Genomic DNA, 25,923 nt, shown 5'->3' with positions numbered 1-25,923 from the left:
CATACTGGGCAGATAAGCTTGGTCTTGTTGCACTTGGACATTGAAACCGCCCGCAATAGATTCAATGGGAATTAGCGAAAAACATCGCATACTCCCGTCAACATGTAAAAAATCCCGTCCGGAGCATGACTCCGAACGGGATCTTTTCGTGACCAAGCCATCGACCGGCAGCGCGGCAGTCCCCGATCGACAACCCGTTAGCGGACGCGCCCGCTAACGGGACTACGGCTTAGAAGCTGTGGCGCATGCCCAGGTTGAACGCCTTGTCACCGCTGCCGACTTCGGTGTTGTTGCCCACCGTGTAGCCAGCGCCGTTCTTGTTGCTGATCCGCGCGTACGAGGAATACAGGTTGGTGCGCTTGGACAACGCGTAGATGTAACCGATCGCCCACTGGTTGGCGTCCTGGTTATTCACGGTGCGGTCGTCCTTGCGAATGTACGACGCCAGCACGGTGCTGGCACCGAACGGTACCGCGACCCCGACCAGCAGATCGCGGCTGTCGGTCGATGCCGTCGGCAGCGCGGTGGCCGGCGCGCCATACGGATTGGTCGTGTTCGGCAAGGCCGCGCTGTTGGTGCCCTTGTCGCGACCGAACGCCAGATAGCCCTTGACCGGGCCGAAGTCGTAGTTGGCGGCCAGCAGCGTGTCGGTACCGATCTGGTTGGTCTTGACGGTGGCGGTGTCGTTGTTATGGTTGTTGTAAGCCAGACGAACATTCAACGGACCGTTGGCGTAACCGATTGCGGCGCCGATTTGGCGACCGGCGGAATTGGAATTGGCCACTTCACCCAGGCTGTATGCAAGTTCGCCGGTGACACCGCTGAAGTTCGGCGAAGTGTAGACGATGGTGTTGCTGGTACGGGTGTTGGACCCGGTGGTCGGCAGCAGGTTCTTGGCGCTGCCGGCATAACCTGCGCCGAACGGGTCGGCCACTTGCGTGACAGTGTTGTACAGCGGCGTGTATTGACGGCCGAGCGTCAGCGCGCCCGCTGCCGCGCTCTTCAGGCCGACATAGGCCTGGCGGCTGAATACGCCGGCGGCATCGGTTTCGCCGGTGTCGACCTTGACTGCGGATTCGATCAAGAAATTGGCCGACAAGCCGCCGCCGAGATCTTCGCTACCCTTGAAGCCGAGGCGCGAGGCCGATGCCACGCCGCTGGTCAATTTAGTAACGGAACCGGCAACACCGCCGCGTTCATTGACGATGCCGGCGTCCAGGATGCCGTAAACAGTGACGGCCGATTGCGCCGAAGCGATGCCCGAGAAGGCACCCAGAACTGCGATTGCGACTAGCGATTTCTTCATTATTGTATTCCCTGATAGTAAGTTGTTTTTAAATCCGCCGGTCCCGGGTAATGACCACCACCCTGGCCGGATATTGCGTCTTGCAGCAGAGCAAGCAGGTTAACACCGACGTTTTGGTGCGAGAACTAATAAATCCGCATATGCATAAGCAAAAAACGATCCAGAGTGCCTTGCACCACCAAATACCGCCGGATGCTGCGCTGGCATTATCCAGATCAGGTGTTGCCCATTAAAGTGATTGCGAGTTTACGAAACAACGTCATCTCATCACCTTGACCGAGGTCAATGTTCCGGGTATGACATGAATTTGCAACATGAATTTGCAACATGAATTCGCTTCGATTATTTTTCAAGCGAATCGGAATTCAGGCCGCGTACGTCAGCCTAGGACAAGGCCAGACTGCGCTCGCATGATCCTCGCGCAATGTGACAGCGTGATGAAATCGGGAAATGTTTCCCCGTGGAATCACTGGAAAGCGGACCGACGCGCGATGACGGCGCCTCAAGCGCGGATCTAGACCCGGTCTGCACCCCGGCGGGGCATCAAATATATATTTGGTGCAATCTTTTTTCAAGGCGTAGCAAAATCAAGCGGCGGTGCCGCATTTTTGATTCAACTCCCGCCAAAATCGCTCAGGAAGGATCTGCTTCCGGTGCCGGCGCCGCGAAAAATGCCTGCACCGTCGGCAGTTCACGGGTCCGCTTGAACGGCGGCAGGCTCTGCCAGATGCGCTTGCCGTAAGGCTTGGAAATCAGGCGCGGATCGCAGATCATCAACACCCCACGATCGCTGCCGTCGCGGATCAGGCGCCCGGCGCCCTGCTTCAGGTTGATGATCGCCTCCGGCAGCTGATGATGCATGAAACCGTTCAAACCCTTCTTTTCCATTACCGCGATGCGCGCAGCGAGGACCGGATCGTCCGGCGGCGCGAACGGCAGCTTGTCGATGATGACCAGCGACAGTGCGTCGCCGCGCACGTCGACCCCTTCCCAGAAACTCTGGCTGCCGATCAGTACCGCGTTGCCGGCGGCGCGGAAGCGATCGAGCAGTTCGGTACGGCCGGCCTCACCCTGCACCAGCAACGGAAACGGCAGCTTGCGCTGTTCAAACTCCGCGCGCAGCCGCTCGGCCGCATGCTTGACCGCGCGGATCGTGGTGCACAGCAAGAAGGCGCGCCCGCCAGCCGCTTCGATCACCGGCAGCGCGGCGTCCAGCACCGCATCGGTGTATTCGGAGGAATTTGGTTGCGGCAGATTGGTCGGCACATACAGCAGGCCTTGCTGCTCGTAATTGAACGGGCTGGGCCAGGAATGCGCCGGTTCGTCCCACAAACCCATCTGCGCCGCGAAATGGTTGAAGTCGTTTTTGACCGCCAGCGTGGCCGACGTGAAGATCCAGCTGCGCGGCACGCCTTCGCGCTGCTTGTTGAAGATCGGCGCGATCGACAACGGCGTCTGGTGCAGTTGCAGCGACGATGAAAACGCCTCGACCCACAACACCGATTCGACCGCGTCGCCCTTGGCGTCCTGCTTGGCGGCGGGTGTGCCAACTGCACCGGCACTCCAGCGCTCCAGCTGCGCCTCCAGCTCTAGCGCGCGGGTGCGGCATTGTTCTAGCGTTTCGGCGCGTTCGGCCTGCTTTTCCAGCACGCCGAGCATCGCATGAAATTCGTCCTTCAGCTTTTCCAGCGCCGGGAAGAACGGGCTGGACGGTGCGATCTGGTTGACCGACAGGCGCACGATATCCTGCGGAAACGCGAGCCGCAGATCGCGCGCGGCGCGCTCGACCGGGGTCACGACCTTGGCCCATTCGGCGCCGTCGCGCGCATGCGACAGCCCCTCGGCCAGCACGTCGCGGCACAGTTCGAGCACCTGCGAGGTCGACACGGTCTGGCCAAAAAACAGCGTCGCGGTGTCTGGCAACTGGTGCGCCTCGTCGAAGATGATGGTATTGGCCGACGGCAGCAACTCGGCCACGCCGGTGTCCTTCAATGCCACATCGGCGAAGAACAGATGATGATTGACCACCACCACATCGGCCTGCTGCGCTTCCTTGCGCGCCTTCATCACGAAGCAGTCCTGGTAATACTGGCATTCGGCGCCGAGGCAGGTGTCGCGGGTCGAGGTCACCAGGTTCCAGATCAGTGCGTTCTCGGGCACCTTCGACAGCTCGGCCTTGTCGCCGCTCATCGTGGTCTTGGTGAAGCGCGAAATCTCGCGCAGGTGGCCGACGTCGTCGCGCGACGTGAGCCGGCCGTTCTGCAGCGTACGCTCCAGATGGAAATGGCAGACATAGTTGGCGCGGCCTTTCAGCAGCGCGACCGACACCGGTGCGCCGAGCGCCTGGCGCACGGTCGGAATGTCGCGCAGAAACAACTGGTCCTGCAGGTTCTTGGTGCCGGTCGACACGATCACCTTGCCGCCCCACAGCAGCGCCGGTACCAGATAGGCAAAGGTCTTGCCGGTGCCGGTGCCGGCTTCGGCCATCAGCGTGGTCTGGCCAGCGATCGCGCGCGCCACCGCCTTCGCCATCTCGGTCTGCGATTGACGCGGCCGATAGCCGCCGACCGCCGGACCGAGCGGCCCGCCACTGCCGAACAGGCGATCGATATCGGCGTCATGCGCGTCTAGGGCAACTGCGGTGGATACTTCTGATGATGCGGGAATGTCGGCGGTCAAAATGGGAGCAATCGTGGAGGGCTAAACCGGGGTAATAAACATGCATGATCGCGCATGCAGCGGCGCTGGGTGCGGAGCGGTTGGCTTATCGGTTTGAATTATCGGTCGGATTAATTCTGCAATCCCGAAATCAGGCCATCAGGCACAATCAGGGAATTAGGCAGGAACATCGGGCACCAATTGCATTTTTAGCAATGTTACGTGGTCCTTCAGCTGCAATTTCCGCTTCTTCAGGCGGCGCAATTGCAACTCATCGTGTCGGCTATCGAGCATCACGGCGGCGATCACCGTATCCAGGTCGCGATGTTCGACTTCCAGTTCGACAATGCGGCGCTGTATGTCTTGCAGATGATTCATGGTTGTTTTTGTGGCATCAAGGGCAAAAAAAAAATCACTTTTGCTGCAGAAGCCCGCTTCTGCGTGCAATAATTTACGAGCGGCAATACTATTAGTACACAGTTTAATCCAGGAGTCTGTCGGACTTGCGGAATCGAAGCGAAAAATGTCCTGCGCGTGGACAGATTTTGCCGGATTTGCGGCGTCAATAGCGCGCCATTGCGCAAAAAGCCGGTGACGCTACCGTTCAGAGCCTGTAACGGCCGACTCTCCGGGGGCGCCGAGCCATAAGTCCGACAGACGCCAAACCAGCGCAGTTTAATTCACACAAAGTATGAGCCAATACAAGATAGAAGCCGGAACTGGTCAGCATATCGGCAACCGCCAGGAACAACAAGACCGCACCGCGTTGTTTGCGGCGGCAAGAGCGCCCGGCTACATGATGGCGGTGCTGGCCGACGGCATGGGTGGGCGCAGCGGTGGCTCGATCGCCGCAGAACAGGTGGTGCGCACCGCCCAACAACTGTTCAGCGAATTTTCGCCGCTGAACAGCACCGTCGAGCAATTGCTAGAGACGATCACGCAGGAAACCCATACCATCATCAAGCTGAGCGCGATGGCGACCAAGAACGAGCCGCACAGCACCATGGTAGTGCTGGTGATCACGCCCGAAAAGAGCGCGGTCTGGGCCCATGTCGGCGACTCGCGGCTGTACCGCTTCAGCGGTCCCAATTTTGCCGACCACACGATCGACCATTCGTATGTGGAAAAACTGGTCAGCGAAAACAAGATCACGCGCGACGAAGGCAAAAATCACCGGCTATCGAACATCCTGATCAACGTGCTCGGCAGCGCCATGAATGAGCCCTACGTCACGATCGGCCGCTACGACGGCCTGAAGGCCGGCGACGCATTCCTGCTCTGTTCCGACGGTCTTTGGCATTATTTCACCAACGACGAACTGGGCGCCGCGCTGGCCGCAAATACGCCGCGCCAGGCGTCGGAAATGTTGATCCGCAAGGTTGCCGAACGCGCCGCCGGTCAGGGCGACAACTGCACGCTGGCGATCGTGAAGATGGTGGCACCGCCGAAGGAAGAGAAAAACTATACGGTACAAAAGATGCGGCGCGCGGTGTAATCGAACTACCAATTCCCGCCATCCGAACCGGTGTGGAACCGAAACGCGCCCGACCGCCACTCATCGATGCTTCAAGCGCGTCCGCCAAGCGATCTCAGCCGCCGCTTGCGCGCCCTGTGATTTCACCACATTCAACCAGAAAACAAGGAGTATGCCGATAATCCGCTGATTACATTTGCGGAATTGGCATTCATCCTCGCCAGTATATTCTTACGGCTGAGCCCGCACCGAGGCCGGAATGACGGCGGCCGGCGTTCCGGCGGCCGGCGCTCCAGCGGCCGGCGCACTGGCGGCCGGCGCTCCGGCTGGCGGCACTGAGGTCTTGCTGGCGCGTTGCCGGTCCTTGTCAGCCTTCTTGATGGCGATCTCACGCTGACGCGCTGCCGACTCCAGCCGCTTCCTTTCAAAGGCGGCGGCATTGTCCGCGCGCTTTTGCGCCGTAGCGGCTTGCTTGGCCTGAACGCTGCCCAGCTTGGTCTGATGCGCGGCCTCGCGTTGTGCGGCATCGGTCGCGTGCAGCTTGTCACTGGCCTCCACGTCGGCCGCCCGTTGCGCACGGTCCTGGGCCTTTTCGGCTGCAGTATGTTCATATTCGTGCTGCTGCGCGGCCCGCTGCGGTGCATCGCGCAGTTCTTCGGCGCGCTTGTCCGCCAGCGCCTGATCGCGCTCGATCACGACGGCACGCCGCTTGAACTGATTGGCTTGGACTTCAATCGGGCGCACCTGTGCCAGCGCGTGGCGCCGCCGTTCCTTCGCATCCTCGACACAGGACGCGACAAAAAATTTGGACAAGCAGAGCCGCTGGTCTTCAGTAAAACGGCTATCGACCGCGGCACGCACAGTCGCGACCTCGCTCAAGGCCTGGTCGGCCGTCTCGACCGTGCCGATGGTGGCGGTCGGATAGCGCTGGACCAGCGCCGATACTGCGCTCGCGACGTCGGACTTTGACGCGGCGGTCGCATATCCGGTGCCAGTGCCGGTGCCATCTTGCGCAAACACTGGCGCGCAACCGATGAGCAGCGCCAGCCACGCGCTCGATCGCAACGACGCAAGCCAACCTCGGCGATCGTGATGGCGAAGGCAATACTGCCGCACGGAGAAATTCGGATTCACGTATTCAGTTCCCTAGCAAATTGACGACGGGGCAGAGCCCTGCCCCTCAGGCGATCGCGTCCGCCACGACACGGCGTTCAGCTTCCATGTATTCGCGCGATTGCATTTCAATGATGCGCGACACGGTACGGTGAAATTCATTGGACAGCGTGCCTTGCGGATATAAATCCTGCGGCGCGACTTCGGCCGACATGATCAATTTTACCTTGTGGTCGTAGAACACATCGATCAGCCAGGTGAAGCGGCGCGCTTCGGATGACATCGCGGCCGACATCGCGGGGATGCCGGACAGGATCACGGTGTGGAAACGGCTGGCGATTTCCAGGTAATCGTTTTGCGAGCGCGGCCCGCCGCACAGGGTCGCAAAATCGAACCAGATCACGCCGCCGGCGCGCCGCAGCGACTTGATCTCGCGGGTTTCGATCAAGATGTGCTGGTCTTCATCGGCGGTCTCGGCCACCTTGGCAAAAGCACTGCGCAATGCGTGGTCGGTCTTGGCGCTCAACGGCGTCAAGTAGGATTCGACCTGTTCCAGCGCCCGCTTGCGATAATCCAGCCCGGCATCGACGTTCAGGATATCGAGCTTGTCCTTCAGCAAGGCAATCGTGGGCAGCATGCGGTCGCGGTGCAAGCCGTCCGGATACAGTGCATCCGGCACGTAATTGGAGGTCATTACAAACGACACCCCGTTTTCAAACAGGGCTTTAAGCAGGTTGTACAGAATCATCGCGTCCGCGATATCGGACACGTGAAACTCATCGAAGCAGATCAACCGGTATTTTTTTGCGATCCGCCGCGCCACCTCGTCGAGCGGGTCGGCCACGCCTTTCAGATCGTCGAGTTGGCGATGTACGCCACGCATGAATTCATGAAAATGCAGACGGGTCTTGCGCACCACCGGCACGACTGAATAGAAACTGTCCATCAGGAACGATTTGCCGCGCCCGACGCCACCCCACAGGTAGACGCCACGCGGTACATCGGGCCGGTTGATCAGGCGCTTGAAGGTGCTCGAACGCCGGGCCTTGAACGCAACCCAATCGTCATAAGACTGCTGCAGACGCGCCACCGCCCGCAACTGCGCCGCATCGGACCGATAGTCGCGCGCAGCCAGCGCATGCTCGTAAAACTGTTGGACATTCATCTTGGTGAGTTCGATCCGCGTCTGGCGCGATTAACCAGCAAATCGCATGAGGCCGGGGATTGGCGGTGAATTACCGCCTGCCGGTCCCATCGCGTGCCGTCCGTGGCGGACGAGATGCATTGGAACCGGCAGGCGCGCGCCCCCTTAGAAGTTCAGGGAACGTTTGTCGACCGCCAGCGCGGCTTCCTTGGTGGCTTCGGACAGCGACGGATGGGCGTGACAGATCCGCGCGATGTCTTCCGACGAAGCGCGAAATTCCATTGCGACCACCGCTTCAGCGATCAGTTCGGACGCCATTGGGCCGACGATATGCACCCCCAGGATTTCATCGCTGTTGGCATCGGCCAAAAATTTGACCATGCCCGAGGTATCACCCAGCGCACGGGCACGACCGTTTGCCATGAACGGGAAAGTGCCGACCTTGTAGGCAACGCCCTGCTCTTTCAACTGCTGCTCGGTCTGGCCGACCCAGGAGATTTCGGGCGAGGTGTAAATCACCCATGGAATCGTGTTGAAGTTGACGTGACCATGCTGGCCGGCGATACGCTCGGCCACTGCAACGCCTTCTTCTTCCGCCTTGTGCGCCAGCATCGGGCCGCGCACCACGTCGCCGATCGCCCATACGTTCGGCAGATTGGTCTTGCAGTCGGCGTCGACCGCGACAAAGCCGCGCTCGTCAAGCTTCAGACCGACCGCTTCGCCGCTCAGGCCGATGGTGTTCGGCACCCGGCCAATCGATACGATCAGCTTGTCGAACACCGCTGTTTGCGCGGTGCCCTTGTCGTCGGTATACTCGACGGTAACGTCTTTCTTGCCTGCAGTGACGGCATTGATCTTGACGCCGAGACTGATCGCCAGACCCTGTTTAGTGAACAGCTTGTGCGCTTCTTTGGCGATCTGCTGATCGACCGCACCGAGGAATACCGGCAAGGCTTCCAACACGATGACATCGGCGCCGAGACGACGCCAGACGCTACCCATTTCCAGACCGATGACGCCGGCACCGATCACGCCCAGCTTCTTCGGCACCGCGCCGACCGCCAGCGCGCCGTCGTTCGACAGAATCAGCTTTTCATCGAAGTCGGCGCCAGGCAGCGGGCGTGCATTCGAGCCGGTCGCGACGATCACGTGCTTGGCGCCGATGGTGTCTTCGGCCGCACCTGTCACCTTGATCTGGTAGCCATTCGCATCGGCGGCGGCAAACGAGCCGCGGCCATGGAAAAAGCTGACCTTGTTTTTCTTGAACAAATACAGCACGCCGTCATTGTTCTGCTTGACGATGTTGGCCTTGCGTTTCTGCATCTGGTCCAGATTCAGGCTCAAGCCCTTCACATCGATACCGTGTTCGGCGAACGTATGGCCGGCGTGTTCGTAATGCTCGGACGATTGCAGCAATGCCTTGGACGGGATGCAACCGATGTTGGTGCAGGTGCCGCCCAATGCCGGGCCGCCCTTGCCATCTTTCCATTCATCGATACAGGCTACCGAGAAGCCCAACTGTGCGGCGCGGATCGCGGCGACATATCCGCCGGGACCACCGCCGATGACGACCACATCAAAATTTTTCGACATATCTAACCTATTTGACTATTCGGAACACACCGCCTAGGAGGCTGTCGGACTTACGGAATCGAAGCGAAAACACGCTGAACGAGGACAGATTTTGCCGGATTTGCAGTGTCAATAGCGAGCTATTGACCAAAAAGCCGGTGACACTGTACCGTTCAGAGACTTTAGCAGCCGATTCTCCGGGGGCGCCGAGCCGTAAGTCCGACAGCTTCCTAAGCCGCCGCGACTGGGCGCGGGGCCATCGACGGTGCGACTTGCTTGTTACAGATCGAGCAACAGGCGCGCCGGATCTTCCAGCGCTTCCTTCATCGCCACCAGGCCGAGCACCGCTTCGCGGCCGTCGATGATGCGGTGGTCGTAGGACATGGCGAGGTAGTTCATCGGGCGGATCACGATCTGGCCGTTTTCAACCACTGCGCGGTCCTTGGTCGCATGCACGCCCAGGATCGCTGCTTGCGGCGGATTGATGATCGGCGTCGACAGCATCGAACCGAAGGTGCCGCCGTTCGAGATCGAGAACGTGCCGCCAGTCAGGTCGTCCAGCGTCAGCTTGCCTTCTTTGGCCTTGGCGCCGAATTCGCCGATTTTCTTTTCGATCTCGGCGATCGACATTTGATCGGCATTACGCAGAATCGGCACCACCAGGCCGCGTGGCGAACCAACCGCGATACCGATGTCGAAGTAGCCGTGGTAGACGATGTCGTTACCGTCGACCGACGCATTGATGATCGGATACTTTTTCAAAGCCGCGACTGCAGCCTTCACGAAGAAGGACATGAAGCCGAGCTTGACGCCATGCTCTTTTTCAAATTTATCCTTGTACTTGGTACGCAGGTCCATGACCGGCTGCATATTGACTTCATTGAAGGTGGTCAGGATCGCGTTGGTCGATTGCGATTGCAGCAGACGTTCGGCGATACGGGCGCGCAGACGGCTCATCGGCACCCGCTCTTCCGGACGATCGCCGAGATTCGGCGCAGCTGGCGCGGCTGGGGCGGCTACTAGCTGTAGTGTCGGCTTGGCTGCCGGTGCTGCCAGCGGAGCGACCGCCGGTGCGGCTTTGCCCTGCAGCGCATTGATCACGTCGCCCTTGATGACGCGGCCGTCGCGGCCGGTACCGCTGACCTGAGCGGCTGACATGTTGTTCTCGGCCAGCATCTTGGCTGCGGCCGGCATTGCCACGCCGGCAGGGCCAGCAACGGCGGCAGCCGGTGCCGCGGCAGCCGGCGCGGCCGCTTGCGCCGCCGGTACGCTCGACACTTCCATCGGGCTGACCTTGGCCGCGCCTTCGGTGTCGATGACCGCAATCACCTCGCCGGCCACGACCATGCCGCCATCGCTCTTGAGAATTTGGGTAATCACGCCCGCGCTCGGCGCCGGCAATTCGAGCACGACCTTGTCGGTTTCGATATCGATCAGGTTTTCATCGCGCTCAACGGCTTCGCCGATTTTTTTATGCCATTGCAACAGGGTCGCTTCCGCGACGGATTCCGACAGCTGCGGAACTTTGACTTCAATAATTGCCATGTAACTCTCCGTTTCGGGTGGTTCGAGCGGCGCACCAGCTTCTGGTGCGCCGTCGGGTCTTTATTTGGTTAGGACAAAACCTTTGAGTTTTGAAAACGCGGTTTCGATCAACGCCTTCTGCTGCGCGTAGTGCTTATCGTAGTAGCCTACCGCCGGTGATGCGCTGGCTGGTCGTCCGGAGTACGCGAGCTTCTGGCCGTCTTCGAGGTTCTCAAAAATATTGTGCTGAATCTGGAACCATGGGCCCTGATTCTGCGGCTCGTCCTGGGTCCAGATCAATTCCGCCAGATTCGGGAATTTCTTCAGCTCGCCAGCGAACGCCTTGTGCGGGAATGGATACAACTGCTCGACCCGAATGATCGCGACATCGCTTTGAGCGCGCTCCTTGCGCGCATTGACCAGATCGTAGTAAATCTTGCCGGAGCAGGCCAGCACGCGCTTGACCTTCTTCGGATCGATTTTCTCATCGACTTCGCCGATCACGGTCTGGAAAGAACCCTTGGCCAGTTCCGACAGCAGCGAGCCGGCATCCTTGTTGCGCAGTAGCGACTTCGGCGTCAGAATCACCAGCGGCTTGCGGAACATGCGAATCATCTGGCGCCGCAGCAGATGGAATATCTGCGCGGCGTTAGTCGGCTGTACCACCTGCATGTTGTTGTCCGCGCACAACTGTAGGAAGCGCTCTGGGCGTGCCGATGAGTGTTCCGGCCCTTGGCCTTCATAACCGTGCGGCAGCATCATCACGAGGCCCGAGGCGCGGCCCCATTTGACTTCGCCCGAGCTGATGAACTGGTCGATCACGACCTGCGCACCGTTGGCGAAATCGCCGAATTGCGCTTCCCAGATGGTCAGGGTGTTAGGCTCGGCCGTTGAATAACCGTATTCGAATGCCAGCACCGCCTCTTCAGACAACACCGAGTCGATGATCCTAAACGGCGCTTGCTTGTCAGACACGTTCTGCAGCGGGATATACGTTCCGGCATCCCAGCGCTCACGGTTTTGATCATGCAGCACGGCATGCCGATGGACGAAAGTGCCGCGCCCGGCATCCTGACCGGTGATGCGGATCGCGTAACCGGACGACAGCAGCGACGCGTACGCCATATGCTCGCCCATGCCCCAGTCCAGATTCGATTCACCGCGGCCCATTGCGGCACGGTCCGCCAGCACTTTTTCGACCAGTGCATGCACCTTGAAATTTTCCGGTACGGTCGTGATGCTGCCGGCCAGACGCTTCAACTCGGTCATTGGCACCGCTGTATCGGCGGCGTCGGTCCATTTGCGATTCAGGAAAGGCAGCCAATCAACCGCGTACTTGTTCTTGAAGTCGGAGATGACTGGATCAACCGTATGCTTGCCGGCATCCATCGCGGCGCGGAACGCCTTCACCATTTCATCGCCAGCCGTGGCCGCGATCGTGCCTTGTGCCGCCAGCTTGTCGGCATACAGCTTGCGGGTGCCCGGATGCTGGGCGATCTTCTTGTACATCAGCGGCTGGGTCAGCGCCGGCGTATCCTGCTCGTTGTGGCCCAGTTTGCGATAACAGATGATGTCGACCACCACATCTTTCTTGAACTGAAGGCGGTAATCGAGTGCAATTTGGGTCGCCAGCACGACTGCTTCCGGATCATCGCCGTTGACATGCAGCACCGGTGCTTCGATCATCTTGACCACGTCCGAGCAGTACAAGGTCGAGCGCGAATCGCGCGGATCGGAAGTGGTAAAGCCGATCTGGTTGTTGATCACGATATGCATCGTACCGCCGGTACCATAACCGCGTGTTTGCGCCAGATTCAGGGTCTCCATCACCACGCCCTGCCCTGCAAATGCGGCATCGCCATGCACCAGGATCGGCAGCACTTGCGCGCCATCCTTGTCACCGCGCCGTTCCATGCGGGCCTTGACCGAACCTTCCACCACCGGATTGACGATTTCAAGGTGGGACGGGTTGAATGCCAGCGACAGATGCACTGGACCACCGGCGGTCGAAATATCGCTTGAGAAACCCTGGTGATACTTGACGTCGCCGGCCGGCAGATCATCACCGTGCTTGCCTTCGAATTCTTCGAACAGGTCCTGCGGCGTCTTGCCAAGCGTATTGACCAGCACGTTCAGACGGCCGCGATGCGCCATGCCGATCACGATTTCCTGCACGCCATGCTCACCGGCACGTTGAATGGTTTCATCCATCGAGGCGATAAAACTTTCACTGCCTTCCAGAGAAAAACGCTTCTGTCCGACGTATCTGGTATGCAGATAGCGCTCGAGACCCTCGGCCGCAGTCAGGCGATCGAGGATATGGGTTTTCTTTTCGGCGCTAAAATTTGGGGTGGAACGGATCGATTCCAGTTTTTCCTGCAACCAGCGCTTTTCGGTCGGGTCGCTGATGTACATGAATTCGGCACCGATCGCGCGGCAATAGGTATCGCGCAGCGCGTTCAGCAAATCGCGCAGGGTTGCTGTTTCCGCGCCGAAATAGGTATTGCTGATATTGAACACGGTTTCCATATCGGCATCGCTGAAGCCGTAAAAACCGGGCTCCAGTTCAGGAAGGCTGGGACGTTCCTGGCGCTGCAGTGGATCGAGGTTGGCCCAATGGCTGCCGAGGAAACGGTAGGCAGCGATCAGTTGTGTCACGGCAACGCGCTTGCGCCCCATCTCGACATCGCCGGATGCGGTTACGGTGCGGATTGGGCCCTGTTTGGCGCGCTCGGCGAACGAGGCGATGACGGAAGCGTGGGCGACGTCCGGCTTGTTCGAGCCATCGACGGCAGGAACGTTTTGCATCGCGTCAAAATAGGCGCGCCAGTTGTCGGGAACCGAGCCGGGATTGTCGAGGTAAGACTCGTACAGTTCTTCAACGTACGGTGCATTACCCCCAAACAGATAAGAGTTGGCGCTGTATTCTTGCATCATTTTTGCTCACCTTTCTTCGCGTTTCGCGAGATTAGCGGGTTAATCTAACCTTCCGCGACACGGCCTGACCGGTTAGCGGATTGCACATCAAGTTGTGGGGAAGGACTCAAAGACCTGTGTATCTATGTATTACCTTGGTGCGGTAGCATAGCATACCTGGCTAGGGTAATCGAACTGATTTCGATCACACTTGCACCACGCGATCGGAGAAACAGATCAAAAAAAAAGCGAGCCGTCCAGGCTCGCTTGCATTGTTACTCTCGATTATTTCCGGTCTTTCATCGGAGGCACGGCGCGGGTTGGTGACCCAACGAACAACTGGCGCGGCCGACCGATTTTTTGTTCCGGATCTGAAATCATTTCATTCCACTGGGCGATCCAGCCGACGGTACGGGCCATCGCGAAGATACCGGTGAACAGCGATACCGGGATGCCAAGCGCGGACTGCACGATGCCGGAATAAAAGTCGACGTTCGGGTACAACTTGCGCGATACGAAGTACTCATCTTCCAGCGCAATCTTCTCCAATGCCATCGCCAGCTTGAACAGCGGATCGTCCTGCAGGCCCAACTCGTCCAGCACTTCATAGCAGGTTTCGCGCATCAGCTTGGCGCGCGGGTCGAAGTTCTTGTAGACGCGATGACCGAAGCCCATCAGCTTGACGCCGGAGTTCTTGTCTTTCACTTTCGCGATGAACTCAGGAATCTTGTCGACGCTGCCGATTTCCTTGAGCATGTTCAGTGCCGCTTCATTGGCGCCACCGTGGGCCGGCCCCCACAGGCAAGCGATACCGGCAGCGATACAGGCGAACGGATTGGCACCGGACGAGCCAGCCAGGCGCACGGTCGAGGTCGACGCGTTCTGCTCGTGATCGGCATGCAGGATCAGGATGCGGTCAAGTGCGCGCACCAGCACGTCGTTGACCTTGTACTCTTCGCACGGATTCGAGAACATCATGCGCATGAAGTTGGCGCTGTACGACAGATCGTTGCGCGGGTACACGAAAGGCTGGCCGAGGTTGTACTTGTAGGCCATTGCGACCAGCGTCGGCAATTTCGCGATCAACCGGATTGCCGATACCTCGCGGTGATGCGGGTCGGTAATATCGAGCGAATCATGGTAGAACGACGACAGCGCGCCGACCGTGCCGACCAGCACCGCCATCGGATGCGCGTCGCGACGGAAGCCGCGGAAGAAGAATTGCATTTGCTCATGCACCATCGTGTGCTGGGTCACAGTCGTCACGAAGGTGTCTTTTTGCGTCTTGTTCGGCAATTCGCCGTTCAACAGCAGGTAGCAGGTTTCTAGAAAATCGCAATTGACTGCCAAATCTTCGATCGGATAACCGCGATACAGCAGTTCACCCTTGTCGCCATCGATATAGGTGATCGACGAGTTACAAGCCGCGGTCGACATGAATCCCGGATCGTAGGTGAACTTGCCGGTAGCGCCGTACAGCTTGCGAATGTCAATGACGTCCGGACCCACCGTGCCTTTGTAAATCGGGAATTCGACTGAGGGTGTGCCATCGGAAAATGACAGCGTGGCTTTTGTTTCAGAGTTGTTCATGACTCTTCCTTCTTCGGAGGGGTGAGGCGAAAGTTAAAATGCAATCAGAAAGTCAACAAGCGTGGCCGCGGCCCCATCAATCGGTATCAATGCACAGGTTTCAGGATCACGCCGTTCGCAATCGCGCCAGTAGCGCATGCACCTGGGGCAGGTCGAGTTCCCCATCCGGTTCGATGCGCGCCAGTATCAAATCCATCAACTGGTTATCGCTCAGGTCCAGCAAACGCGTCAGCGCGTCCACGTCAGCGTCATTCAGGCTGGTTTCGTGCACATCCAGAAACCGGGTCAGGATCAGATCGTTTTCCAGCAAACCCCGGCGTGCTCGCCAGCGCAGGCGGGCACGGTTGGCAGGATCGGCTTGATGAATGATGGACATAAATAATGAAATAATGCCAATGAAGTAATGCCAATGAATACAAGGCCAGTGGAAATAAAGCCAATGCCACAGATTCATGCGCTTATTTCATGCGGCTCTCCATGCATTGTAGACTGGAGAGTCGCATGAAATAAGGCGGAAGTCGTTCGCTTCCGCCGAGGCAACACTACACGGTCCGACGGATCATCAGTTCCTTGATCTTGCCGATGGCCTTGTTCGGGTTCAATCCTTTTGGGCAAACATCGACGCAATTCATGATCGAATGGCAGCGGAACAGCCGGTATGGATCTTCCAGATTATCGAGTCGCTCGCCGGTCGCCTGGTCGCGGCTGTCGGCGATGAAGCGGTAAGCCTGCAGCAAACCGGCCGGGCCGACGAACTTGTCCGGGTTCCACCAGAACGATGGGCAGGAAGTCGAGCAGCACGCGCACAGGATACACTCATACAAACCATCCAGCTCTTCGCGTTCGGCCGGCGATTGCAGCCGCTCTTTTTCCGGCGGAATGCTGTCGTTGATCAGGAACGGCTTGATCGAATCGTATTGCTTGAAGAATTGCGTCATGTCGACGATCAGGTCGCGAATCACCGGCAAGCCCGGCAACGGCCGCAGCACGATCGGCTGGGTCAGTTCATTCAGGTTGGTAGTGCAGGCCAGACCGTTCTTGCCATTGATGTTCATCGCGTCGGAACCGCACACGCCTTCGCGGCAGGAGCGGCGCAAGGCCAGCGAATCGTCGACATCGGCCTTGATGCGCTGCAAGGCGTCGAGCAACATCTTGTCGGTGTCCTGCAGTTCAACTGTCAGGTCCTGCATGTAGGGCTTGGCGTCCTTGTCCGGATCGTAGCGGTAGATTTGAAATTTGAGAGTACGTGGCATGTTCTTACCTTAGAAAGTACGGGCTTTAGGCTTGAAGGTTTCGACAGTCAACGGCTTGGTGTTGACCGGCTTGTAGTCGAGGCGGTTGCCTTCCGAGAACCACAGCGTATGCTTCATCCAGTTTTCGTCGTCACGCTTTTCATAGTCGCGATGCGCATGCGCGCCACGCGATTCCTTGCGGGCGACAGCCGACGTGATGGTCGCCTTGGCGGTCTCGATCAGGTTATCCAGTTCCAGTGCCTCTACCCGCGCGGTGTTGAACACCTTGGACTTGTCCTTGAACGACACATGCTTGCGACGCTCGTCCAGTTCCATGATCTTCCGGGCTCCGGTCTGCAGCAATTCGTCGGTGCGGAACACGCCGCAATACTGCTGCATGGTGGAACGAATCGCGTTGGCGACGTCCTGTACGCGCTCGGAACCGGTGCTCGATTCGAGCTTGGCCAGGCGCGACAGCGCGACATCGGCGGCATCGGCAGGCAACGGCTTGTGGCTGCGCATCTTCAGGTTGCTGGTGACGATGTGGTTGCCGGCCGCCCGGCCGAACACCAGCAGGTCCAACAACGAGTTGGTACCAAGACGATTGGCACCATGCACCGAGACGCAAGCGCATTCGCCGATGGCGTACATGCCGTTGACGATTTGATTCTGGAGACCATCCTTCGGCGCCACCACCTGACCGTGGATATTGGTCGAAATACCGCCCATCTGATAGTGGATGGTCGGTACCACAGGGATCGGTTCCTTGGTCGCGTCGACGTTGGCGAACTTGTGGCCGATTTCAAGAATCGACGGCAGACGTTTCTTGATGGTATCGGCGCCGATATGACGCAGGTCCAGCAGGACGTGATCCTTGTTCGGGCCGCAACCGCGGCCTTCCTTGATTTCCTGGTCCATCGAGCGCGATACGAAGTCGCGCGGCGCCAGATCCTTCAGGGTCGGCGCATAACGCTCCATGAAGCGCTCGCCATTGGAGTTGATCAGAATACCGCCCTCACCGCGCACACCTTCGGTGATCAGCACGCCGGCGCCGGATACGCCGGTCGGGTGGAACTGCCAGAATTCCATATCCTGCAGCGGCAGGCCGGCACGCGCCGCCATGCCCATGCCGTCGCCGGTATTGATGAAGGCATTGGTCGATGCGGCAAAGATGCGCCCTGCACCGCCGGTGGCGAACAAGGTGGTCTTCGCTTCCAGCATCATCACTTCGCCGGTTTCCATTTCCAGCGCGACGACGCCGAGGATGTCGCCATCCTGATCGCGAATCAGGTCGATCGCCATCCATTCGACGAAGAAATGGGTCTTGGCGCGCACATTGCGCTGATACAGCGTATGCAGCAGTGCATGGCCGGTACGGTCAGCCGCGGCGCAGGCGCGCTGCACCGGTTTTTCGCCGAAATTGGCGGTGTGGCCGCCGAACGGACGCTGGTAAATCGTGCCGTCAGGGTTGCGGTCAAACGGCATGCCGAAGTGTTCGAGCTCGTACACGACTTTCGGCGCTTCGCGGCACATGTATTCGATTGCGTCCTGATCACCCAGATAGTCACCGCCCTTGACGGTGTCGAACATGTGCCAGAACCAGTTGTCTTCCGACATGTTGCCGAGCGATGCGCCGATGCCGCCTTGCGCCGCAACGGTATGCGAGCGGGTCGGGAACACTTTCGACAGTACGGCGACGTTTAGACCGGCCTCAGCCAATTGCAGCGAGGCACGCATGCCGGAACCGCCGGCGCCAACGATCACCGCGTCGAAGCGACGGGAAGGAATTGTGGATTTGATTGCAGCCACGTTTACACTCTCCACAAAATCTGTACCGCCCATCCGGCACATGCGATCAGCCACAAAATTGTGGCAACTTGCAATGCCAGCCGGACCGATACCGACTTGACATAGTCCATCCAGATATCGCGCACGCCAACCCAGGCGTGGTAGAACAAGGCGACGAAGACCACGAAGGTCATGATCTTGAACCATTGCTGCGCGAACAGCCCGGCCCAGCCGTCATAGCTGAAATTGCTGCCGGTCAAAAATGCGATAAGGAGAACGATCGTATACAGCGCCATCACGATCGCCGTGATGCGCTGCGCCAGCCAGTCCTTGAGGCCGTAATGGGCGCCGACGACCAGGCGCTTGGGGCCGATATTGTTATTTGTCATTCAGTACGCTCCGATTAATTTCAACCCGACCAGCGCTGTCAGCACCAGGCTGACGGCCAGCACCACGACCGACGATTGACGCGCGGAGTCCTTGTCGAGACCGATATGCAGGTCCATCACGAGGTGGCGCACGCCGGCGCAGAAATGCTGCAGATAGGACCAGCTCAGCGCCAGGATGACCAGCTTGACGAACCAGCCGGAGGTAAGAATCCTGAAATACTCGAACGTACTTTCGGAGGTCAGGCTCCGGTCCAGCAGGAACAGGATGAATGGCAACAACAGGAACATGAACAGGCCACTGATGCGATGCAGAATCGACACCAGACCCGCCAGTGGCAGCCGATAATGCGCCAGTTGCGTAACGTGAATGTTGCGGAACTGCGGCCGGTCGCTCTTGGCAACTTCTTTTACGGCTTCAGACATAACAGGAACTCCCCAGTCTAACTAAAATAAATCATGCAATTTTCGCCGATTTTTGTGCGGCACAGCCAATAATTGTGCAGTGTAAACAATCAGTCAGGCCCACATTGTATAGGACTTGCCCCATATCCATGGCTCGCTTCAGCTCAACTCATTCTGATAATGATGCTGTGCGGTCAGATACAGGCCGCGCCTTAATTCGACCGGCTTGTCACCATAGGTAAACGACACCCGCTCGACACTCAGCAGCGGCGTACCGGGCGCGATGCCGAGCAATTGGGCCGCCTCGGCGTCGGCGCTCAGCGCCCGGATCGCTTCGGTCGCGCGGATCATGCGCGTCCCGAACTCTGTTTCAAACAGGCCATACATCGGCCCCTTGTAGTCGTTCAGCCGCTCGGCGGTCAGACCCTTGAAGATCGCGCCCGGCAGCCACAACTCTTCGAGAATCGTCGGTGCGCCGTCAAACGACTGGACGCGCTTGATGAACACGACGGAGTCGGCGGATTTGATGTCGAGCGTGCGCGCGACCTCGGCCGGCGCGCGCAAGCGCTTGACTTCGATGATTTTATTGGCAGGATTGTGCGGCTCGCCCTCGTCAGGCACCAGGCGCAGGAAACGGAATTGGGCACGCTCTTCGTGATGCGTCGCAACAAAGGTGCCCTTGCCCTGGCGCCGCACCACCAGGTTCTCTGCGGACAGCTCGTCGATCGCCTTGCGCACGGTGCCCTGGCTGACCTTGAAGCGGCCCGCCAGTTCGACTTCGCTTGGAATCATTTCGCCCGGCTTCCACTCGCCAGATTGCAGGCTCTGCGTTATGAGCACCTTGATTTGCTGATACAACGGGCTAAATGTCGGCGAGGCGCCAGCGACGGACGCTGCCCCACCCGCGGCGGAGGTACCATTGTTGACCAGATTGGGCAGGACAGAACTCATAGCTGCGATTTCACCACAAAACACCCGTTGCCGTCTAGCAAAAAAGCGATTGGTTATATGTCTTATATAAGACATAAGATAGTCATTGACAGGGCGATCCGGCCCGCCTACACTCGCGAACAACATTCACACTTGGCGCACTCTTCAGTTTAGCAGTCGCGTGCCGCAGCGATCAGGCTGACTTGACCGCGGTTCAAAGGTATCATTACAGGTTATCAGAACAGACATTCGTTAAGTTCCGAGATCGTTTTCATTTCACTTTGGAGATTCAACATGGCTAAAGCACCAATGCGTGTTGCCGTCACCGGCGCCGCCGGCCAGATCGGCTATTCCCTGCTGTTCCGCATCGCCAATGGCGACATGCTCGGCAAAGACCAGCCGATCATCCTGCAATTGCTCGAAATTCCCGATGAAAAAGCCCAGAAGGCGCTGAAGGGCGTGATGATGGAGATCGACGACTGCGCATTCCCGCTGCTGGCCGGCATGAGCGCCCACAGCGATCCAATGACCGCATTCAAGGATATCGACGTTGCATTGCTGGTCGGTGCCCGTCCGCGCGGCCCTGGCATGGAGCGCAAGGATCTGCTGGAAGCCAATGCACAGATTTTCACGGTGCAAGGCAAGGCGCTCGATGCGGTTGCATCGCGCAATGTCAAGGTACTGGTAGTCGGCAATCCTGCCAACACCAACGCCTACATCGCCATGAAATCGGCACCAAACCTGCCGGCCAAGAACTTTACCGCGATGCTGCGTCTGGACCACAACCGCGCACTGTCGCAAATCGCCGCCAAGACCGGCAAGCCGGTGACTGCGATCGAAAAACTGTACGTCTGGGGCAATCACTCGCCGACCATGTACGCCGACTACCGCTATGCAACCATCGACGGCAAATCGGTCAAGGACATGATCAACGACGACGCATGGAACAAAGACGTATTCCTGCCGACCGTCGGCAAGCGCGGCGCCGCCATTATCGATGCGCGCGGCCTGTCGTCGGCTGCTTCGGCAGCCAATGCCGCGATCGATCATGTGCATGACTGGCTGCTCGGCACCAACGGCAAGTGGACCACGATGGGGATCCCGTCCGACGGCTCCTACAGCATTCCAAAAGACACGATGTTCGGCTTCCCGGTCACCACCGAGAATGGCGAGTACAAGATCGTCCAGGGTCTGGAAATCGACGCGTTCTCGCAAGAGCGTATCAATATCACCCTGAACGAGTTGTCGGAAGAGCGTGAAGGCGTAAAACACCTGGTCGGCTAAGGCGACCGACGGCAGCAAGACGCTGTAACCAGGTCGGGCCGGCGGCGCTATTATTCTCAGCGCCGCCGGCCTACATAATCGCCCGCAACTCGGCAACTCTTTCAGCACCCAATACGCAACATTCACGCACCAATCACGTACCAATCACGTACCAAACGCATCAATGCATCCCACCGAGGTCTTATTCCAGGGCACGCAGTTTCCGGTTAGTTTACCGGTCTGCGATCATTACGCCGGCTCTGACAAGCTGATGCGTAAATCGATGGCCTTGCAACAAAAGCTTGGCCCGGTCTTCGACATCACCTTCGACTGCGAAGATGGCGCCGCCGCCGGCAACGAGCAACGCCACGCACAATTGGTGGCAGAGCTGATCAACAGCCCCGACAACCATTTCGACCGGATCGGCGTGCGAGTCCACGACGTCGCCAGCCCATTCTTCGAACAGGATGTCACCCTGATCTGCCAGTCGGCAGCGATCCGCCTCGCCTATGTCGTCCTGCCCAAAGTTGACGGCGTCGCGCAAACCAGGGACGCGATCGACCGCATCAACCGCCACAGCGCAAGTCGCAAGCTACCGATCCACGTGCTGATCGAAACCCATGGCGCACTGCGCGATGTGGATGCGATCGCGGCACTGGACCAGGTCGAATGCCTGTCGTTCGGCATCATGGATTTTGTCTCTGCCCACTACGGCGCGATTCCGGCCAATGCCATGCGCAGCCCCGGCCAGTTCACGCATCCACTGGTGACGCGCGCCAAACTGGAGATTGCGGCCGCCTGCCACGCGCACGGCAAGGTGCCGTCGCATAACGTGACGACCGACATCGGGGACAGCGCTGTGGTCGCCAACGACGCACTGCGGGCGGCGACCGAGTTCGGTTACACCAGGATGTGGAGCATCCATCCCGATCAAATACAGCCGATCATCAAAGCCTTTGCGCCACAAAGTGCGGAAGTCGATGAAGCCGCCCATATCCTGACCGAGGCGCAAGCGGTACAGTGGGCACCGATCCAGCGCAACGGCAGCTTGCATGATCGCGCCAGCTATCGCTATTATTGGACAGTTTTGCAGCGCGCCAAGGCCAGTGGCCTGGCATTGCCGGAATCGGCGGCATCCCTGTTATGACTGACCCAATGCTGACTGATCGAATGACGAACCACCCAAAGCTGAATTACCCAAAGCTGAATTACCCAAAGTCGGCCGTTAGTCCGGCGCACCGACATCAACACCTTCAATCATAGTCCAACGGAGACCAATCCCATGTTCAAATCCCTATCCCTGTCTGTCCTGATCGCCGCCAGCATCGCCGTGTGCGCGCAACCGGCAGTCGCAGCCGAACCAGCCCAAGCCAAGAGCACCAAGAAGGCCGCGCACAAGACGCCGGCCAAGGCCGCACCGCATGAGCCGAACGAAGAAGAAGACGAGCCGGATACCAAAGGCAGCACCACCATCGATTACACCTGCGAGCTGGGCAATAGCCTGACCATTTTCCAGAATGCCGACGACGACAAGCACGTCGCACTGCGCTGGCACAAACGTATTCACCGTCTCACCCGCGTCGGCACCACCACCGGCGCCAATCGTTTTGAAAATCATCACTACGGCCTGGTCTGGATCGGCATTCCAGCCAAGGGCATGCTGCTCGACTCGAAACAAGGGCACCAGCTGGCCAACGATTGCAAGACCGCCGAACAGATGAAAGCAGGATCCTGAGCGGCTACCGACTTACCGGTATCCCGATCCGCCATGCAAGAGAACTGATGTAATTTTTTTATCCGCTGCCAAGAAAACCAAGGAGAGGCCATGTCCCGCAACACATTGAACACACTGAAGGACTTCAAGCTTTCAGATACCAGGAAGGGCAAGTTCTACTCGCTGCCCGCGCTGGAAAAAACGCTAGGCGTCAACGTCTCGCGCCTGCCGGTGTCGATCCGTATCGTGCTCGAATCGGTACTGCGCAATTGCGACGGCAAGAAAGTCACCGAAGAGCATGTCAGGCAGCTCGCGAACTGGAGCCCGTGCGCCGATCGCGTCGATGAAATCCCGTTCGTGGTGGCGCGCGTGGTATTGCAGGACTTCACCGGGGTGCCGCTGCTGGCGGATCTGGCGGCGATGCGCAATGTTGCGTCCAAAATGGGTAAGAACCCGAAAAATATCGAGCCGCTGGTGCCGGTCGATCTGGTGGTTGACCACTCGATCCAGATCGACCATTTCCGCGAGAAAAAAGCGCTCGACCTGAACATGAAACTGGAATTTTCGCGCAATAACGAGCGCTACCAGTTCATGAAATGGGGCATGCAGGCGTTTGACACCTTCGGCGTCGTGCCGCCGGGCTTCGGCATCGTGCACCAGGTCAATCTGGAATACCTGGCGCGCGGCGTGCACAAGGCTGCCTCCAAGAAAGGCGACATCTACTACCCTGACACGCTGGTCGGTACCGACTCGCACACCACCATGATCAACGGTATCGGCGTGGTCGGCTGGGGCGTCGGCGGCATCGAAGCCGAAGCCGGCATGCTGGGTCAGCCGGTCTACTTCCTGACACCGGACGTGGTCGGCGTCAACCTGACCGGGGCGTTGCGCGAAGGCGTGACCGCGACCGATCTGGTATTGACGATCACCGAAATGCTGCGCAAGGAAAAAGTAGTCGGCAAGTTCGTTGAATTCTTCGGTGAAGGCACCGAATCGTTGTCGCTGACCGACCGCGCCACGATCGCCAACATGGCACCGGAATACGGCGCCACCATGGGCTTTTTCCCGGTCGATGAAGCCACCATCGACTACCTCAAGGGCACCGGCCGCAGCAAGGCCGAAATCACCGCCTTCGAAACCTATTTCAAGGCGCAAAAGCTGTTCGGCATCCCGAAATCGGGCGACATCGATTACACCAAGGTGGTGGCACTCGACCTTGGCAGCGTCGCACCGTCGCTGGCCGGTCCGAAGCGTCCGCAGGACCGGATTGAAATCGGTCACGTCAAGGCCAATTTCGCCGAGCTGTTCGCCAAGCCGACCTCGGAAAACGGCTTCAACAAAAAGCCGGAAGATCTCGATGCGGTCTACCAAAATGCCGATGGCGTCTCGGTCAGGAACGGCGACGTCCTGATCGCCGCGATCACCTCCTGCACCAACACCTCCAACCCGAGTGTGATGCTGGCCGCCGGCCTGCTGGCCAAGAAAGCGGTCGAAGCCGGTCTCAAGGTATCGCCGCACATCAAGACCTCGCTGGCGCCGGGATCGCGCGTCGTGACCGAGTACCTCGAAGCAGCGGGTCTCCTGCCCTACCTCGAGAAACTCGGCTTCGGCGTCACCGCCTACGGCTGCACCACCTGTATCGGCAATGCCGGCGACCTGACGCCGGCGATGAATGAAGCGATCACCAAGAACGACATCGTGGCCTCGGCCGTGCTGTCGGGCAATCGCAACTTCGAAGCGCGTATCCATCCGAACATCCGCTCCAACTTCCTGGCATCGCCACCGCTGGTGGTCGCCTATGCGATCGCCGGCAACATGACCAAGGATCTGATGACCGAGCCGGTGGGCCGCGTCAAGGGCAAGGACATTTTCCTCGGCGACATCTGGCCGACCAGCAAGGAAATCGGCAAGCTGATGAAGCATGCGTTGAATGCCAAGACCTTCAAGGATAACTACGCGGACGTCAAAGGCGATCCGGGCAAGCTGTGGGAAAAGGTGACCAGCGTCTCGGGCCAGGTCTACAACTGGCCAGCGTCGACCTACATCGCCGAGCCGCCATTCTTTGACGGCTTCACGATGCAGCCGAAACCACCCGCCACCGGTATCGTCGCTGCGCGCGCACTGGGCGTGTTCGGCGATTCGATCACCACCGACCACATCTCGCCGGCCGGTTCGATCAAGGAATCCAGCCCGGCCGGTAAATGGCTGACTGAAAACGGCGTGCTGAAGGCCGACTTCAACTCCTACGGCTCGCGCCGCGGCAATCACGAGATCATGATGCGCGGCACCTTTGCCAACGTGCGTATCAAGAACCGCATGATCCCGCTGACGGCCGACGGCTCCAGCGTCGAAGGCGGCATCACGATCCACCAGCCGTCCGGCGAAGAAATGTCGATCTATGACGCCGCGATGCGCTACGTCAACGATGGCGTGCCGACCATGGTATTCGGCGGCGAAGAGTACGGTACCGGCTCGTCGCGCGACTGGGCCGCCAAGGGTACCCAGTTGCTGGGCGTCAAGGCGGTGATCACCCGTTCGTTCGAACGCATCCACCGCTCCAATCTGGTCGGCATGGGCGTGTTGCCGCTGCAATTTCTTGGCGACGACAGCGTCGAGACGCTTGGCATCAAGGGTGATGAAACCTTCGACCTGAAAGGCATCGAGGGTGACATCAAGCCGCAGCAGGACGTCACGCTGGTGATTCATCGCAGCAACGGCCAAAGTCAGGAAGTCAAGCTCAAGCTGCGCATCGATACCCCGATCGAAGTCGACTACTACAAGCACGGCGGGATTCTGCCGTTCGTGCTGCGTCAGCTGCTCGCCGCCTGATGATCGCGCTGCTCGGGTGATCTGCCGCCGTGGCCTGGTTCGTCCACCTGGCGAACCAACGCGACGGTGGGCGGTCTAC

The 25,923-nt window shown here is 59.0% G+C and carries 21 protein-coding genes; 6 read left to right on the top strand and 15 right to left on the bottom strand.

Annotation, left to right across the window (positions count from 1 at the left end; all coding sequences use genetic code 11):
* Nucleotides 1-229: 229 nt before the first annotated feature.
* A complete protein-coding gene (locus ACFOFO_RS15965) occupies nucleotides 230-1,306 on the bottom strand; it encodes a porin (protein WP_390324036.1) in 1,077 nt (358 codons plus the stop codon).
* Between the two features lie 50 nt (nucleotides 1,307-1,356).
* Here ACFOFO_RS15965 and ACFOFO_RS15960 point away from each other — a divergent pair, with 50 nt between their 5' ends.
* Nucleotides 1,357-1,539: a hypothetical protein gene (locus ACFOFO_RS15960; protein WP_390324034.1), complete on the top strand. Its 183-nt coding sequence runs from the start codon at nucleotides 1,357-1,359 to the stop codon at nucleotides 1,537-1,539.
* A gap of 400 nt (nucleotides 1,540-1,939) precedes the next feature.
* Here ACFOFO_RS15960 and ACFOFO_RS15955 read toward each other — a convergent pair whose 3' ends face one another.
* Together ACFOFO_RS15955 and ACFOFO_RS15950 are read right to left on the bottom strand one after the other, a co-directional pair.
* Nucleotides 1,940-3,973, bottom strand: a complete 2,034-nt coding sequence (locus ACFOFO_RS15955; protein ID WP_390332002.1) for an ATP-dependent DNA helicase — start codon at nucleotides 3,971-3,973, stop codon at nucleotides 1,940-1,942.
* A gap of 168 nt (nucleotides 3,974-4,141) precedes the next feature.
* A complete protein-coding gene (locus ACFOFO_RS15950) occupies nucleotides 4,142-4,342 on the bottom strand; it encodes a YdcH family protein (protein WP_390324031.1) in 201 nt (66 codons plus the stop codon).
* 313 nt (nucleotides 4,343-4,655) lie between these two features.
* Here ACFOFO_RS15950 and ACFOFO_RS15945 point away from each other — a divergent pair, with 313 nt between their 5' ends.
* Nucleotides 4,656-5,459, top strand: a complete 804-nt coding sequence (locus ACFOFO_RS15945; RefSeq protein ID WP_390332001.1) for a PP2C family protein-serine/threonine phosphatase — start codon at nucleotides 4,656-4,658, stop codon at nucleotides 5,457-5,459.
* Nucleotides 5,460-5,669: 210 nt separating this feature from the next.
* Here ACFOFO_RS15945 and ACFOFO_RS15940 read toward each other — a convergent pair whose 3' ends face one another.
* The 12 genes from ACFOFO_RS15940 to ACFOFO_RS15885 all read right to left on the bottom strand — a co-directional run bounded on the left by ACFOFO_RS15940 (nucleotide 5,670) and on the right by ACFOFO_RS15885 (nucleotide 20,059).
* A complete protein-coding gene (locus ACFOFO_RS15940; RefSeq protein WP_390331999.1) occupies nucleotides 5,670-6,572 on the bottom strand; it encodes a hypothetical protein in 903 nt (300 codons plus the stop codon).
* Between the two features lie 46 nt (nucleotides 6,573-6,618).
* On the bottom strand, nucleotides 6,619-7,716 hold the full coding sequence (gene zapE / locus ACFOFO_RS15935; RefSeq protein ID WP_390324023.1) for a cell division protein ZapE: 1,098 nt from the start codon (nucleotides 7,714-7,716) through the stop codon (nucleotides 6,619-6,621).
* Between the two features lie 144 nt (nucleotides 7,717-7,860).
* Nucleotides 7,861-9,288, bottom strand: a complete 1,428-nt coding sequence (lpdA, locus tag ACFOFO_RS15930) for a dihydrolipoyl dehydrogenase (protein ID WP_390324021.1) — start codon at nucleotides 9,286-9,288, stop codon at nucleotides 7,861-7,863.
* A 258-nt stretch (nucleotides 9,289-9,546) separates the two neighbouring features.
* Nucleotides 9,547-10,812: a 2-oxoglutarate dehydrogenase complex dihydrolipoyllysine-residue succinyltransferase gene (gene odhB, locus ACFOFO_RS15925; RefSeq protein ID WP_390331998.1), complete on the bottom strand. Its 1,266-nt coding sequence runs from the start codon at nucleotides 10,810-10,812 to the stop codon at nucleotides 9,547-9,549.
* 60 nt (nucleotides 10,813-10,872) lie between these two features.
* A complete protein-coding gene (locus ACFOFO_RS15920; RefSeq protein WP_390331997.1) occupies nucleotides 10,873-13,728 on the bottom strand; it encodes a 2-oxoglutarate dehydrogenase E1 component in 2,856 nt (951 codons plus the stop codon).
* A gap of 264 nt (nucleotides 13,729-13,992) precedes the next feature.
* Nucleotides 13,993-15,297, bottom strand: a complete 1,305-nt coding sequence (gene gltA, locus ACFOFO_RS15915) for a citrate synthase (protein ID WP_390324018.1) — start codon at nucleotides 15,295-15,297, stop codon at nucleotides 13,993-13,995.
* Nucleotides 15,298-15,403: 106 nt separating this feature from the next.
* On the bottom strand, nucleotides 15,404-15,673 hold the full coding sequence (locus tag ACFOFO_RS15910) for an FAD assembly factor SdhE (protein WP_390324016.1): 270 nt from the start codon (nucleotides 15,671-15,673) through the stop codon (nucleotides 15,404-15,406).
* Nucleotides 15,674-15,839: 166 nt separating this feature from the next.
* Nucleotides 15,840-16,550 carry a succinate dehydrogenase iron-sulfur subunit gene (locus tag ACFOFO_RS15905; RefSeq protein WP_390324014.1) on the bottom strand — a complete coding sequence of 237 codons (711 nt, stop codon included), beginning with the start codon at nucleotides 16,548-16,550 and terminating at the stop codon, nucleotides 15,840-15,842.
* 9 nt (nucleotides 16,551-16,559) lie between these two features.
* Nucleotides 16,560-18,338: a succinate dehydrogenase flavoprotein subunit gene (gene sdhA / locus ACFOFO_RS15900; protein ID WP_390324013.1), complete on the bottom strand. Its 1,779-nt coding sequence runs from the start codon at nucleotides 18,336-18,338 to the stop codon at nucleotides 16,560-16,562.
* 2 nt (nucleotides 18,339-18,340) lie between these two features.
* A complete protein-coding gene (gene sdhD / locus ACFOFO_RS15895; RefSeq protein ID WP_390331996.1) occupies nucleotides 18,341-18,706 on the bottom strand; it encodes a succinate dehydrogenase, hydrophobic membrane anchor protein in 366 nt (121 codons plus the stop codon).
* Nucleotides 18,707-19,129 (bottom strand): succinate dehydrogenase, cytochrome b556 subunit, encoded by a 423-nt coding sequence (gene sdhC / locus ACFOFO_RS15890; protein WP_390324011.1) that lies wholly within the window; start codon nucleotides 19,127-19,129, stop codon nucleotides 18,707-18,709.
* 138 nt (nucleotides 19,130-19,267) lie between these two features.
* A complete protein-coding gene (locus ACFOFO_RS15885) occupies nucleotides 19,268-20,059 on the bottom strand; it encodes a GntR family transcriptional regulator (protein ID WP_390331995.1) in 792 nt (263 codons plus the stop codon).
* A gap of 273 nt (nucleotides 20,060-20,332) precedes the next feature.
* Between ACFOFO_RS15885 and ACFOFO_RS15880 the strand changes: the two genes are divergently transcribed.
* The 4 genes from ACFOFO_RS15880 (at nucleotide 20,333) to acnA (ending at nucleotide 25,844) form a co-directional block, all read left to right on the top strand.
* Nucleotides 20,333-21,322 carry a malate dehydrogenase gene (locus tag ACFOFO_RS15880; RefSeq protein WP_390331993.1) on the top strand — a complete coding sequence of 330 codons (990 nt, stop codon included), beginning with the start codon at nucleotides 20,333-20,335 and terminating at the stop codon, nucleotides 21,320-21,322.
* 163 nt (nucleotides 21,323-21,485) lie between these two features.
* Nucleotides 21,486-22,448: an HpcH/HpaI aldolase/citrate lyase family protein gene (locus ACFOFO_RS15875; RefSeq protein ID WP_390324009.1), complete on the top strand. Its 963-nt coding sequence runs from the start codon at nucleotides 21,486-21,488 to the stop codon at nucleotides 22,446-22,448.
* Between the two features lie 135 nt (nucleotides 22,449-22,583).
* On the top strand, nucleotides 22,584-23,036 hold the full coding sequence (locus tag ACFOFO_RS15870; RefSeq protein ID WP_390324007.1) for a hypothetical protein: 453 nt from the start codon (nucleotides 22,584-22,586) through the stop codon (nucleotides 23,034-23,036).
* A 90-nt stretch (nucleotides 23,037-23,126) separates the two neighbouring features.
* Entirely contained in the window at nucleotides 23,127-25,844 is a 2,718-nt protein-coding gene (acnA, locus tag ACFOFO_RS15865; protein WP_390324005.1) for an aconitate hydratase AcnA, read from the top strand.
* Nucleotides 25,845-25,923: the final 79 nt, after the last annotated feature.

Source organism: Pseudundibacterium arcticum (assembly GCF_042646465.1).
GTDB classification, from domain to species: domain Bacteria; phylum Pseudomonadota; class Gammaproteobacteria; order Burkholderiales; family Burkholderiaceae_D; genus Undibacterium_A; species Undibacterium_A arcticum.
This window is presented reverse-complemented; position numbering and strand designations above follow the sequence as displayed.